This window comes from Streptomyces sp. Ru62 (assembly GCF_002920615.1).
In the GTDB taxonomy this organism is placed as follows: domain Bacteria; phylum Actinomycetota; class Actinomycetes; order Streptomycetales; family Streptomycetaceae; genus Streptomyces.
This window is the reverse complement of sequence record NZ_PQSU01000007.1, coordinates 194,496-207,153: the sequence shown is the minus strand read 5'-3', so window position 1 is coordinate 207,153 and position 12,658 is coordinate 194,496. Positions and strand designations below refer to the sequence as shown.

The 12,658-nt window shown below is 70.9% G+C and carries 14 protein-coding genes; 5 read left to right on the top strand and 9 right to left on the bottom strand.

What is annotated here, in order from left to right; all coding sequences use genetic code 11:
• The first annotated feature begins 47 nt into the window (after window positions 1–47).
• Window positions 48–668 carry a 3'-5' exoribonuclease domain-containing protein gene (locus C3492_RS12030; protein ID WP_103811793.1) on the top strand — a complete coding sequence of 207 codons (621 nt, stop codon included), beginning with the start codon at window positions 48–50 and terminating at the stop codon, window positions 666–668.
• A 16-nt stretch (window positions 669–684) separates the two neighbouring features.
• On the opposite strand, the gene C3492_RS12025 is transcribed toward C3492_RS12030, so the two are convergent.
• The 8 genes from C3492_RS12025 to C3492_RS11990 form a co-directional block, all read right to left on the bottom strand.
• Window positions 685–2,052 carry a nucleobase:cation symporter-2 family protein gene (locus C3492_RS12025; protein WP_103811735.1) on the bottom strand — a complete coding sequence of 456 codons (1,368 nt, stop codon included), beginning with the start codon at window positions 2,050–2,052 and terminating at the stop codon, window positions 685–687.
• A gap of 264 nt (window positions 2,053–2,316) precedes the next feature.
• Window positions 2,317–3,702, bottom strand: a complete 1,386-nt coding sequence (locus tag C3492_RS12020; RefSeq protein WP_103811734.1) for an 8-oxoguanine deaminase — start codon at window positions 3,700–3,702, stop codon at window positions 2,317–2,319.
• 66 nt (window positions 3,703–3,768) lie between these two features.
• Window positions 3,769–5,181 (bottom strand): nucleobase:cation symporter-2 family protein, encoded by a 1,413-nt coding sequence (locus tag C3492_RS12015; protein ID WP_103811733.1) that lies wholly within the window; start codon window positions 5,179–5,181, stop codon window positions 3,769–3,771.
• A gap of 64 nt (window positions 5,182–5,245) precedes the next feature.
• Entirely contained in the window at window positions 5,246–6,169 is a 924-nt protein-coding gene (pucL, locus tag C3492_RS12010; protein WP_103811732.1) for a factor-independent urate hydroxylase, read from the bottom strand.
• A gap of 6 nt (window positions 6,170–6,175) precedes the next feature.
• Complete coding sequence (gene uraH, locus C3492_RS12005) at window positions 6,176–6,589, bottom strand: hydroxyisourate hydrolase (protein ID WP_103811731.1); 414 nt, start codon at window positions 6,587–6,589, stop codon at window positions 6,176–6,178.
• 4 nt (window positions 6,590–6,593) lie between these two features.
• Window positions 6,594–7,106: a 2-oxo-4-hydroxy-4-carboxy-5-ureidoimidazoline decarboxylase gene (gene uraD, locus C3492_RS12000; RefSeq protein ID WP_103811730.1), complete on the bottom strand. Its 513-nt coding sequence runs from the start codon at window positions 7,104–7,106 to the stop codon at window positions 6,594–6,596.
• 151 nt (window positions 7,107–7,257) lie between these two features.
• The gene (locus C3492_RS11995) at window positions 7,258–7,569 is read right to left on the bottom strand and encodes a helix-turn-helix domain-containing protein (protein WP_181140334.1); all 312 of its coding nucleotides are present in this window, start codon (window positions 7,567–7,569) and stop codon (window positions 7,258–7,260) included.
• A 47-nt stretch (window positions 7,570–7,616) separates the two neighbouring features.
• Window positions 7,617–7,892 carry a hypothetical protein gene (locus C3492_RS11990; RefSeq protein ID WP_181140327.1) on the bottom strand — a complete coding sequence of 92 codons (276 nt, stop codon included), beginning with the start codon at window positions 7,890–7,892 and terminating at the stop codon, window positions 7,617–7,619.
• Between the two features lie 149 nt (window positions 7,893–8,041).
• Between C3492_RS11990 and C3492_RS11985 the strand changes: the two genes are divergently transcribed.
• From C3492_RS11985 to C3492_RS11975, 3 genes are all read left to right on the top strand, one after another.
• Entirely contained in the window at window positions 8,042–8,899 is an 858-nt protein-coding gene (locus C3492_RS11985) for a TIM barrel protein (protein ID WP_103811727.1), read from the top strand.
• A gap of 28 nt (window positions 8,900–8,927) precedes the next feature.
• On the top strand, window positions 8,928–9,815 hold the full coding sequence (locus tag C3492_RS11980) for a 2-hydroxy-3-oxopropionate reductase (protein ID WP_103811726.1): 888 nt from the start codon (window positions 8,928–8,930) through the stop codon (window positions 9,813–9,815).
• Window positions 9,816–10,009: 194 nt separating this feature from the next.
• Window positions 10,010–11,473, top strand: coding sequence for a catalase (locus tag C3492_RS11975; RefSeq protein ID WP_103811725.1), 1,464 nt, complete (start codon window positions 10,010–10,012; stop codon window positions 11,471–11,473).
• 309 nt (window positions 11,474–11,782) lie between these two features.
• Here C3492_RS11975 and C3492_RS45640 read toward each other — a convergent pair whose 3' ends face one another.
• Window positions 11,783–12,028 carry a hypothetical protein gene (locus C3492_RS45640; protein ID WP_258055638.1) on the bottom strand — a complete coding sequence of 82 codons (246 nt, stop codon included), beginning with the start codon at window positions 12,026–12,028 and terminating at the stop codon, window positions 11,783–11,785.
• A gap of 343 nt (window positions 12,029–12,371) precedes the next feature.
• Between C3492_RS45640 and C3492_RS11965 the strand changes: the two genes are divergently transcribed.
• On the top strand, window positions 12,372–12,605 hold the full coding sequence (locus tag C3492_RS11965) for a hypothetical protein (protein WP_103811724.1): 234 nt from the start codon (window positions 12,372–12,374) through the stop codon (window positions 12,603–12,605).
• The last annotated feature ends 53 nt before the right edge of the window (window positions 12,606–12,658 follow it).

Genomic DNA, 12,658 nt, shown 5'->3' with positions numbered 1-12,658 from the left:
GTACACGGGGATGCGGGGCGCGCGGGGTGGGTGGGATGCTCCGGGTCATGTCCGCACGTCGTGTCAAGCCCAGTCTGTACATCTCCGTCGACGTCGAGGCCGACGGGCCGATCCCGGGGCCGTACTCCATGCTCAGCCTCGGGGCGGCGGTCGCCGGGGTGCAGGACGCCTCCGGTTTCACCGCGGCCGATCCCGAGGAGCGGACCTTCTACCGGGAACTGCGCCCGATCAGCGAGGAGTTCGTGCCGCAGGCGCTGGCGGTGAGCGGTCTCGACCGGGCCCGGCTGATCGCCGAGGGTGCCGAACCGGCCGTTGCGCTCGCGGAGTTCGCCGCGTGGGTGGGTGAGGTGAGCGCGGGCGCGCAGCCGGTGATGTGCGGTTACCCGGCGTCGTACGACTGGACGTTCCTGTACTGGTACCTGATCCGCTTCACCGGGAGCAGCCCCTTCGGGCACTCCGGCTGCCTGGACATGAAGACGCTGTACGCGACGAAGGCCCGGCTGCCGCTGCGTGCGGTGGCGAAGGGGACCATGCCGCGGGAGCTGCTGTCGCGGCGCCGGCACACGCACCACGCGCTGGACGACGCGATCGAGCAGGCGGAGTTGCTGGCCAACCTCATGAAGTGGCCGGGGGCCACGGCGTCGCCGCCCGCTCCCCCGGCCTCGTGACTCCTGACCGCCGGCCTCAGTGCGCGGCGGCGATCTCCTCCCCCGCCTCCATCGGATGGGTGACGTCGTGGGCCTCGCGGCCCTTGCCGAGGTGATTGAAGAGGAGGTTGAGCACCACGGCGGTGACGCAGCCCGTGGAAATGCCCGAGTCCAGGACGATCTTCGCGGTCTCGGGGAAGGCGTGGTAGAACTCCGGCGCGGTGATCGGGATGATGCCGACCGCGAGGGACACGGCCACGATCAGGACGTTGTTGTCCCGGTCCAGGCCGGCCCGGACCAGGGTCTGGATGCCGCTAGCGGCGACGGAGCCGAACAGGACGACCCCGGCGCCGCCGAGGACCGGCCGGGGTACGACCGCGATGAGCGAGGCGGCCATCGGGCACAGGCCCATCAGGACCAGGAAGCCGCCGCCGGTCGCGACGACGTACCGGCTGCGGATCCTGGTCATCGCGACCAGGCCGATGTTCTGGGCGAAGGCGCTGCACATGAAGCCGTTGAACAGCGGGCTGATCGCGGAGCCGAGGGTGTCGGCGCGCAGGCCGGCCGCGATGGTCCTCTCGTCCGCGGGACGCTCCACGATCTCGCCGAGCGCCAGCATGTCGGCGGTCGACTCGGTCATCGAGACCACCATCACCACGCACAGCGAGAGGATCGCGGCGAGCTGGAACTGCGGGGCGCCGAAGTGGAACGGGGTGGGGAAGCCGACCACGTCCGCGTGGGCGACGGGGCCGAAGTCCGTGACGCCGAAGGGTATCGCGACGAGCGTGCCCACGATCAGGCCGAGCAGGACGGCGATCTGCTTGACGAAGCCGCGGGTGAAGCGGCGCAGGAGCAGGACGATGAGCAGGGTGATGCCGGCGAGCGTGAGGTAGGTCGTGGAACCGTAGTCGTCCGCCCGGGGGTCGGGGCCCTGGGCCCAGCCGAAGGCGACCGGCAGCAGGGACACGCCGATCAGGGTGATGACGGAGCCGGTGACGACGGGCGGGAAGAAGCGGACCGCCTTGCAGAAGACGGGCGCGGCGAGGAAGCCGAGGAGGCCGGCGACGATGACCGCGCCGAAGATGACCGGCAGGGCGTCGGACTTGTCCTCGGTGGAGGCGACGATCGCGGTCATGGGGGCGACACCGGCGAAGGTGACGCCGTTGACGAAGGGCAGCCGGGCGCCGATCTTCCAGAAGCCGAGCGTCTGGAGGAAGGTGGCGAGGCCCGCGGTGAACAGGCAGGCACCGGTGAGGAAGGTCAGGTCGGTCGCGCTCAGGCCAATGGCCGAGCCGACGATGAGCGGTGGGGCGACGACCCCGGCGTACATGGCGGCCACGTGCTGCAGGCCGCTGGTCGCCATTCTCAGGGCGGGGAGTTTCTCGTCTACGGGATGGGCGGCCACGGCGGGTCCTCCGGGCGGGTAACACGTCGTCGTCGACGTGGGTTTCATGGAGGTGGTGCGGGTGGGCAGGGGGGACCTCCCTGGTCGAGCGAAGCCGAGAGCTCGGGGAGGGGACCTGACGGGGGCGAGCGGTGTGGGGGTGACCGTCCCGGGGCGCGTGCGTGCACCCGCCCCGGGGACGGCTGCCGTGGATCCCGCTCGGATCCACGGGTCCCGGCCGGGAGCCGTCCCTCCCGGCCGGAGTCTGTACGGGCCCGAGCCGGATCAGGCCTGTGCGGTGATGCGGGCCAGGCGCTGGGCCTCCGCGCGGGTGGCGACGGCGATGGCGTCCTCGTCCACGGTGAGCAGGCGGCCGTTCTCCACGATCTGCCGGCCGTTCACGAAGGACGCGGTGACCGGGGCCGCGGCGCCGAACACGAGCGCGGTCACCGGGTCGGCGATGGAGGCGTGGGCGAGCGTGTCCATCTTCCACAGCACCAGGTCGGCGAGCTTGCCGGGCTCCAGCGAGCCGGTCTGCTCCGCCCGGCCGAGGACCTGGGCGCCACCGTGGGTGCCGAGACGCAGCGCCTGGCGGGCGTTGAGGGCGGCCTCGCGGTGGGCACCGAGGCGGTTGATCAGGAGGGCGTTGCGCAGTTCGGTGTGGAGTTCGCCGGACTCGTTGGAGGCGGTGCCGTCGACGCCGAGGCCGACCGGGACGCCCGCACGGAGCATGTCGGGGACGCGGGCGATGCCTGCCGCGAGGCGGGCGTTGGAGGACGGGCAGTGGGCGACGCCGGTCCCCGTGCGGGCGAACGCGGCGATGTCGGAATCGGTCATGTGGACGCAGTGCGCCATCCACACGTCCGCACCCAGCCAGCCGGTGGACTCGAAGTAGTCGGTCGGGCCCATGCCGAACAGCTCGTGGCAGAACTTCTCCTCCTCCACCGTCTCCGAGCCGTGGGTGTGCAGCCGTACACCGAGACGGCGGGCCAGCTCGGCGCCCTCGCGCATGAGTTCGGTCGAGACGGAGAACGGCGAGCAGGGAGCGACCGCCACCTGGGTCATCGCGTCGAAGGAGGCGTCGTGATGCTTCTTGACGGTCTCCTCGGTGGCGGCGAGCGCACCCTCCAGTGTCTCGACGGCGAAGTCCGGCGGCAGCCCGCCGTCCTTCTCGCTGCGGTCCATCGAGCCGCGCGCCAGCGTGAACCGGACGCCCGTCTCCGCGGCGGCGCGGATGATCGAGCCGGACAGGTCGCCGGAACCGTGCGGATAGACGTAGTGGTGGTCCATGGCGGTGGTGACACCGCCCCGGGCCATCATGGCGAGCGACCCCCGCGCGGCGGCGTACGTCATCTGCTCGTCGATGCGCGCCCAGGTCGGGTAGAGCGCGACCAGCCAGTTGAACAGGTTGTGGTCGGTGGCGAGGCCCCGGGTGATCCACTGGTAGAAGTGGTGGTGGGTGTTGATCAGACCGGGCGTGGCGAGGTGGCCGGTCGCGTCGATCCGGCGCACCACGTTCTCCAGGCCCTCGGGCGCCCTGCCCGCGCCGACCGACTCGATGCGGTTGCCGGCCAGGACGAGGTGTCCGGAGGCGTACTCCGTGTCGCCCGCGTCCACGGTCGCGATGGCGCAGTTCTCGATGACGATGCGCTCGGCTGCCGATGGTGCCATCGTGCTTCCTTGTCTTTCGGTGGCGGCCCGTGAACGGGGCGTCCACGGGGAGGGCACGGCAGGACCCTAGGAGGATTTGAGTGCCGGAGCCGGTTGCCCGCTCCGGGTGCCGAGGTGGTGGAAGAACAGGTTGAGCAGGACCGCGACGAGCGCGCCGGCGCTGATGCCGGAGCCGAGCACGGTCTGCGCCCAGGCCGGGAAGCCGGCGTAGAAGGTCGGCGCGGCCAGCGGGATGATGCCGGCGCCGAGGGCCACGGCCACCAGGATGATGTTGGAGCTGTCGTCGAGGCCCGCCTCGGACAGCGTACGGATGCCGCTGACGGCGATCGAGCCGAACAGGACGATGCCCGCGCCGCCGAGGACCGGCATGGGGACCAGGGAGACGACCGCGCCGAGGACCGGGAAGGCGCCGAGGGCCAGCAGGGCGGCACCGGCGACGGCGACGACGTACCGGCTGCGCACCCGGGTGAGCGAGACCACGCCGACGTTCTGGGCGAAGGCCGAGGTGGGGAAGCCGCCGAAGACGGGGCCGAGCAGGGTGGCGATGCCGTCGGTACGCAGACCGCGGGTGATGGTCCGCGCGTCGGCGCGGCGGTCGCAGATCTCGCCGAGGGCGAGCATGCCGGCGCTGGACTCCGTCATCAGCACCAGCATCACGATGCACAGGGAGAGGATGGCCGCGGGCTGGAACTCGGGGGCGCCGAAGGCGAACGGCGTGGGCAGCGCGGCGAGGGGCGCGGACTTCAGGCCGCTGAAGTCGGCCATGCCGAAGGGGATCGCGGCGAGCGTGCCGATGAACAGCCCGAACAGGAGAGCGATCTGCCGGACGAAGCCCCTGCCGAAGCGCTGGATGAGCAGGATGACGGCGAGGGTGAACCCGGCGAGCGCGAGGTGTCGCATGGCGCCGAAGTCGGCGGCGGTCTTGTCGCCGCCCTGGGCCCAGCCGACCGGTACGGGCATCAGCGTGACGCCGATCAGGGTGATGACGACGCCGGTGACCAGGGGCGGGAAGAAGCGGAGCAGCCGGCCGAAGAACGGGCCGAGGGCCAGGCAGAAGGCGCCGGCGACCATCACCGCACCGTAGATCGCGGGGAGTTGGTGGCCTTTGCCGTTGGTCTCGGCGATCGCGAGGATCGGGGCGATGCCGGCGGAGGAGGCCGCGTTGACAAAGGGCAGCCGGTTGCCGACGAGGCCCTTGACGCCGAGGGTCTGCAGGACGGTCGCGACGCCCGCGATGAGCAGGCTCGCGGCGATGAGCCGGGTGCGGGCCGCGATGTCGAGTCCGCAGGCCTGGCCGATGATGAGCGGAGGAGTGACGACGCCCGCGTACATCGCGGCGATGTGCTGGAGCGCGGCGGGGACGAGCCGCGGGAGGTGGAGCTTCTCGTCCACCGGGTGCACGGACGTGACGGCGTCCTCGATGTGCTCCGGCGGGGTGGAACAGGGGGCTGTGGCGGGCCCCTTCGCAGGCTGTGCCATTTCGTTCCCTCCGGTGTGGCGGGCCCCCGGCCCGGGTGGCGGGGCCGGGGGCGCGCGTCCCGCGTCAGAGGTTGGTCATGTCGACCGGGATACGGGCCTCGCAGCCGTCCCGCAGGACGGTGGCCTCGATGAGGCCGTAGGGGCGGTCGGCGGCGAAGTAGACCTCGTTGTCGTTCTTGAGACCGAACGGCTCCAGGTCCACCAGGAAGTGGTGCTTGTTCGGCAGCGAGAAGCGGACCTCGTCGATCTCGCCGCGGTTGTTGATGATGCGCGCGCCCATCTGGTACAGCGTCTGCTGGAGGGAGAGGGAGTACGTCTCGGCGAAGGCCTGGAGCATGTGCTTCTTCGTCTGCTCGTAGGACTTCTCCCAGTGGGGCATCTTCTGCTCGTCGTCGGTCCAGTTGAACCGCCAGCGGCCGGAGACCTCGGTGGCCAGGATGCGGTCGTACGCCGCCTGGAGGGTGGTGTACTTGTCCTTGACGTAGCCCCAGAACTCGGAGTTGGTCGAGTTCATCACGACCAGGTCCTTCAGCCCGGAGATGACCTCCCACCGCTCACCGTCGTAGGTGATCTGGGTGAGGCGGGTCTCCTGGCCCTTGCGGACGAAGGAGTGCTTGACCTCGTCGGCGCCGATGAACCTGGAGTTGGCGTCGGAGGTCTCGATCCGCTCCCAGGCGTACTCCTCGATGCGGATCCTGGCGCGGTGGATCGGCTCCTGGCTGGTGACGAAGTGCCGGGCGAGGTGGATGCCGAACTGCTCGGCGGACTCGATGCCGTGTTCCTTGGCGAACGCGAACACCGTGTTCTTGGTGGTGTCGGTCGGCAGGACGTGGGCGTTGGAGCCGGAGTAGTGGACCTCGTCCATGTCGCCGCTCAGCGCGACGGAGACGTTGAGGTCCTTGATGTGGTGGGTGGCGCCGTCCCGCGTGATCTTGACGACTCGGTTCTCGGCCTTGCCGTACTGGTTCTGTCCCAGAATGGTGGGCATCTTTAGCTAGCTCCCTCGGTAAACGGAGTAGCCGAACGGGTTGAGCAGCAGCGGCACGTGGTAGTGCTCGCCCGGCACGACGGCGAACGTGATCGCCACCTCCGGGAAGAACACGCCGGGTCCGCTGTCCCGATTCGCGGGGGCGTCCTGCTGCGCATCGGCTTGCTTCTTCGCGAAGTACGGCTCCACCTCGAAGTCGAGCCGTACGTGGGTGGTCCCCTCCGGCAGGGCCGGCAGGTCCTTGCACCGGCCGTCGGCGTCGGTCGCGGAGCCGCCGAGCGCCTGCCAGTCCCCTCCCTGCCCGTAAGGGGCTCCCTGGCCGCTGCGGGCGGAGAGGTGGACGGCGACACCCCCGGCGGGGCGGCCGATCGAGGTGTCCAGGATGTGCGTGGACACGGAGGCGGTGGTGCTGGTGCTCATGGTGTCAGGCGTCCTCTTCGACGAGTCGGGCCAGTCGGATGCGGTTGATCTTGCCCAGCTCGGTGCGGACGATCTCCCGCTCCTGCTCCGGCGCGTTCCCGATCCGCTCCTTGACCGCGTCCCGCATCTGCTCCCCGGTCCGGCCGGTGGCGCAGATGAGGAAGACGTGGCCGAACCTCTCCTGGTAGGCCAGGTTCAGTTCCAGCATCTCCGCCTTGAGCTCGTCGGAGGCGCCGGCCATGCCGCGTTGCTCGCGGGCGGAGGCCGGGTCGCCGGGTTTGGGGCGTCCGATCGGCGGATGTCCGGCCATCGCCTCCTCAAGGTCCGCGGTGGTCAGCTCGGCCATGGCGGCGTCGCTGGCGGCGTACAGGTCCTCGGGCGTGGCGTAGGGGCGGGTGGCGAGCAGTCGCCGGGCCCACTCGGTGGAGGCGCACGCCTCGTGGAGGGCGGCGAGGGCCGCGCGCTCCTCCAGATCGTTGAACCGGGCCAGGCCCGGGGGCGTGGAAGTCGACGTCACGGGAGCCTCCGTGGCCACGATGGGCCGTCGTGCTGATCGGGCTGCCGATAGCTAACGCCCTCGGAAACATCACGTCAACACTTTGTTGAAAATTCCGCGTAACAAGCCGGGCCGGGCCCGGACGGCACGGCGGCCCCCGCTTCCGGCCCGGTCAGGAACCCTTCTCCCGGTTGAGGTAGTTGTAGACCGTGAACCGGCTGACGCCGAGCGCGCCGGCCACGGTCTCCACGCCGTGCCGCACGGCGAACGCGCCGCGCGCCTCCAGGCTGCGGACGAGTTCCTGCTTGGCCTTGCGGTCCAGATCGGCCAGCGGCCGGCCCTGCCTGCGCTCCATGACGGCGAGGATGTGGTCGAGGGAGTCGGCGAGCTGGGGCAGGCGCACGGCGACGACGTCGACGCCCTCCCAGGCGAGCACGACGTCCTCGGGGCCGGCCTCGTCGGGTGGCAGCATCTCCCCGCCCATGGCGTCGACCAGTGGCTTCACGGCCGCGATGAACGGCTCGTCCCCGGTCACCTGCCGCCCTCCGCGGTCCCGTCGCCGTTCACGCCGTCGATCACGTTGACCTGGAGCGAGACCCGGGTGGCGCCGGCCTCCAGGGTCTTGCGCAGCAGCGCGTCCACGGCGGTGAGCACGCGATTGGCGCCGCCCTCCGCCGTGTTGCCGAACGGGCCGACGTCGACGGCGTCCAGCTCGGCCGTCTCGATGACCTCGCGCGCCACCAGGGCGTGCGCGGGCGCCTCGTCCAGGTCGAAGGGTTCGGTCGTGAACTCCACTCTCAATCGCACGCGCTCAACCTAACGCCCGGCGCGGCTTTTCGGGCGGCCGGCGACCGACCCCCCTTGACAAGCTCCGACACCCGGCGGCAATCTTCCATTACGCAGAAATCAACTTCCGTAATACGGAATCTTAGCCCACGGAAGGGAGCGCGGCCCGAATGCCAGGTTTCGAGTGGAGCACCGCCGCAGACCAGCGCTTCAACGTCAACCTGTCGATCCTCTTCACCGAGCTCCCGCTCCTGGAGCGTCCCGCGGCCGCCGCCGCGGCGGGCTTCTCCGCGGTCGAGCTGTGGTGGCCCTGGATCGACTCCCCCACCCCCGCGCGGTCCGAGCTGGACGCCCTGCGGAGGGCGATCGAGGACGCGGGGGTCCGGCTCACCGGCCTGAACTTCTACGCCGGCCGGCTCCCGGGCCCGGACCGCGGCGCCCTGTCGGTCCCCGGCGAGGAGTCGGAGAGGTTCCGCGCCAACATCGACGTCGCCGCCGGCTTCGCGGCCTCCCTCGGCTGCACGGCCCTCAACGCGCTGTACGGCAACCGCGTCGAGGGCGTGGACCCGGCCGAGCAGGACGCGCTCGCCCTGGAGAACCTCACCCTCGCGGCCCGGGCGGCCGACCGGATCGGCGCCATCCTGCTGGTCGAGGCCCTCAACAAGCCCGAGTCACCGCTGTACCCGCTGGTGAGCGCGCCCGCGGCCATCGCGGTCGTGGACAGGGTCAACGAGGCGACGGGCCTCGGGAACGCGAAGTTCCTGATGGACCTCTACCACCTGTCCATGAACGGCGAGGACCTGCCCTCGGTCATCGAGCGGTACACCGCGAGGACCGGGCACGTGCAGATCGCCGACAACCCCGGCCGCGGCGCCCCCGGAACGGGTTCGCTCCCGCTGGAGGACCTGCTCGGCCGGCTGAGGAAGGCCGGTTACGACGGCTGGGTCGGCCTTGAGTACAAGCCGGGCGACCGCCCGAGCGCCGAGGCCTTCGACTGGCTGCCCGTCCAGGCCCGCGCGGCCCGCTGACCACCCCGCACTGAGAAAGGCACCCCCGATGAGTCTTCCCAAGATCGCCTGGATCGGCCTCGGCATCATGGGCTCCCCCATGTCCGAGAACCTGATCAAGGCGGGTTACGACGTCACCGGCTACACCCTGGAGCGGGAGAAGCTGGACCGGCTGGCCGCCGCCGGCGGTACGGCCGCCGCCTCGATAGCCGAGGCCGTACGGGATGCCGACGTGGTGATCACGATGGTGCCCGCCTCCCCCCAGGTCGAGGCCATCGCCTACGGCCCGGACGGCATCCTGGAGAACGCCCGGCGGGGCGCCCTGCTGATCGACATGTCCTCGATCACCCCGCAGACCTCCGTCGACCTCGCGCAGAACGCGAAGGAGAAGGGCATCCGCGTCCTGGACGCGCCCGTCTCCGGCGGTGAGGCCGGCGCCGTCGAGGCCGTACTGTCGATCATGGTCGGGGGTGAGCAGGCCGACTTCGACGAGGCGAGGCCGGTCTTCGAGGTGCTCGGCAAGACCATCGTGCTGTGCGGTCCGCACGGCTCCGGCCAGACCGTGAAGGCGGCCAACCAGCTCATCGTCGCCGTCAACATCCAGGCGTGCGCGGAGGCCGTGGTCTTCCTGGAGAAGTCGGGCGTGGACCTGAAGGCCGCGCTGGACGTCCTGGGCGGCGGCCTCGCCGGCTCCACCGTGCTGACGCGCAAGAAGGACAACTTCCTGAACCGCGACTTCAGGCCGGGCTTCCGCATCGACCTGCACCACAAGGACATGGGCATCGTCACCGACGCCGCCCGCACCGTCGGCGCGGCCCTGCCGGTCGGCGCCGTGGTCGCCCAGCTCGTCGCCTCGCTGCGCGCCCAGGGTGACGGCGGCCTGGACCACTCGGCCCTGCTGCGGGCCGTGGAGCGCCTGTCCGGCGCCCAGGCCTGACGGCCCCTCGCAGACTTCCGGGCCGTGGCGCCGCCGACACCTGTCCTGTCGCGCCCAGGCGGCGCCGCGGCCCGGAATCACCTTCACCATGCCACCGCTTCAGTTCAACAAACTGTTGACGCCCAGATCGCCCCACTTCTAGGCTCCACGAAGCGGAAACAGGTTTCCGCTGACACCCGCACGGAAGGTCCACGATGTCGCAGCGCGTGCTCACCACCGAGTCCGGCGCCCCGGTCGCCGACAACCAGAACTCCGCCTCCGCCGGCGTCGGCGGCCCGCTCCTGATCCAGGACCAGCACCTGCTGGAGAAGCTCGCGCGCTTCAACCGGGAGCGGATCCCGGAGCGTGTGGTGCACGCCCGTGGCTCCGGCGCGTACGGCCACTTCGAGGTGACGGACGACGTCACCGGCTACACCCACGCCGCCTTCCTCGGCGAGATCGGCAGGCGCACCGAGGTGTTCGTGCGCTTCTCGACCGTGGCCGACTCGCTCGGCGGCGCGGACGCCGTCCGCGACCCGCGCGGTTTCGCGGTGAAGTTCTACACCGAGGAGGGCAACTACGACCTCGTCGGCAACAACACCCCCGTGTTCTTCATCAAGGACCCGATCAAGTTCCCCGACTTCATCCACTCGCAGAAGCGGGACCCGTTCACGGGCAGGCAGGAGCCGGACAACGTCTGGGACTTCTGGGCGCACTCCCCCGAGGCCACGCACCAGGTGACCTGGCTGATGGGCGATCGCGGCATCCCGGCGTCGTACCGGCACATGAACGGCTACGGCTCGCACACCTACCAGTGGACGAGCGCCGAGGGCGAGGCCTTCTTCGTCAAGTACCACTTCAAGACGAACCAGGGCATCCGCTGCCTGTCCGCCGAGCAGGCGCAGGAGCTGGCCGGCAAGGACCCCGCCTCCCACCAGACCGACCTGCTCCAGGCGATCGAGCGGGGCGTGCACCCGTCCTGGACGCTGTACGTGCAGATCATGCCGGCGGCCGAGGCGGCGGACTACCGCTTCAACCCGTTCGACCTGACCAAGGTGTGGCCGCACCGGGACTACCCGCTCCGGCGGGTGGGCCGCCTGGTCCTCGACCGCAACCCGGACAACGTGTTCGCCGAGGTCGAGCAGGCCGCGTTCTCCCCGAACAACTTCGTGCCCGGCATCGGCCCGTCCCCGGACAAGATGCTCCAGGGCCGCCTGTTCGCCTACGCCGACGCCCACCGCTACCGCCTCGGCGTCAACCACACCCTGCTCCCTGTGAACGCCCCGAAGGCGGTCCCCGGCGGCGCGCGGAACTACGGCCGGGACGGCTTCATGGCGCTCAACGCACAGGGCCGCCACGCCAAGAACTACGAGCCGAACTCCTACGACGGCCCGGTCGAGACCGGCCGCCCCCTCTCGGCCCCGCTGGCGGTCTCGGGCCACACGGGCACCCACGAGGCGCCGCTGCACACCAAGGACGACGACTTCTTCCAGGCCGGCGAGCTGTACCGGCTGATGTCGGCGGAGGAGAAGTCCCGCCTGGTCGCGAACATCGCCGGCGGCCTCTCGCAGGTCTCCCGCGACGACGTGATCGAGAAGAACCTGGCCCACTTCCACGCCGCCGACCCCGAGTACGGCAAGCGCGTGGAGGAGGCGGTCCGCGCCCTGCGCGAGGACTGAGCACCGGGAACCCGCGAACTGCGTACGGAATCTGACGGGAGGTCATGATTTCGCACGCGGTCCGCGCGGCACGCCGGGCGGCCCGGATGAGGGGTGGCCGCCGGGCGGAGCGCGCGGGCTGGGCGAGGACCGCGGTGGCCTGCGAGCCAGTGCGGTGGTGAAGGACCCGCGTCCCCTTCTCGACCAGAGGGAAGGGCACCCGGCTCCGTCGCACCCACCGCGGTCCCACCCGGCCCCTCCCGGGGGGCCCACCCACCCCGTCCGGCGGCGCGAACGACCTGTCGCGCCCAGCCTCGCGCCGTCGGACGGCTACCAAGCGCTCCCCGCACCGGGGTCGTGTCCCCCGGCGAGGGAGCGTTCGGCGTTGTCCAGCAGCTCTTTGCAGGTGAGCACCTCGAACCGGGTGACGTGCGGGTTGAAGGTCCGCAGGGCCTCGTTCACCTCGGATTCCGGTACGCCGGGGTGCAGCCCGGGGTGACCGACGAGCACCAGCGCGCCGGCTCGCCGGGTCTCGATGCCGAACTCGTCACGGACACGGCTGAGCGGGATGTCCACCTCTCGTCCCCCGGCACCAGCCGGCGCCGCGCGGCCTCGCCGACGAACCTCCGGGATGATCCCTCAGGTACGCCTCGCCCGCGGCGACCAGCCACTGGTGCATCGCCCGCCTGACGAGTTCCTTGCCCTGTCTGCGTCTGCCGTGGCTGCCGCTGCCCATCTAGGTGAGGACCGCGTCCGCCGCCGACCGCACGGCGTCGGCTGCGGCCACCGCGCGCACCTGCCCCGGCTGCCGCTCCAGCACCATGTCGCTTCTCACGCGCATGGACGACAGTGTGGGGGCCGCCACCGACAGTCACCGTCCCGGCGTGCAGATCCGGTTCCCGCGCCGCAGGCTGAAGGCATGGCCAATCCGACCCACTACCCGCACATCGTGGTCCACCCCCCGGCCCTGGACGGTTCCCGGCGGGTGACCGAGGGGGACGTGACGCTGGGGATCGCCTCACATCTCGACGACGTCGTGGAGATCCTGCGGCTGGCCGATCTGGACCGGATCGAGGTGGAGCAGAGCGACCTGATCGAATGGCAGGGAGGCGGCCCGGACGACTGGCCGGGGCTGTCGGAGCACGAGTGGTGACGGCGGCGCGTACGGCAGCGGTCGTAGACCGGGTGCGCAACCCTCAAATCAAC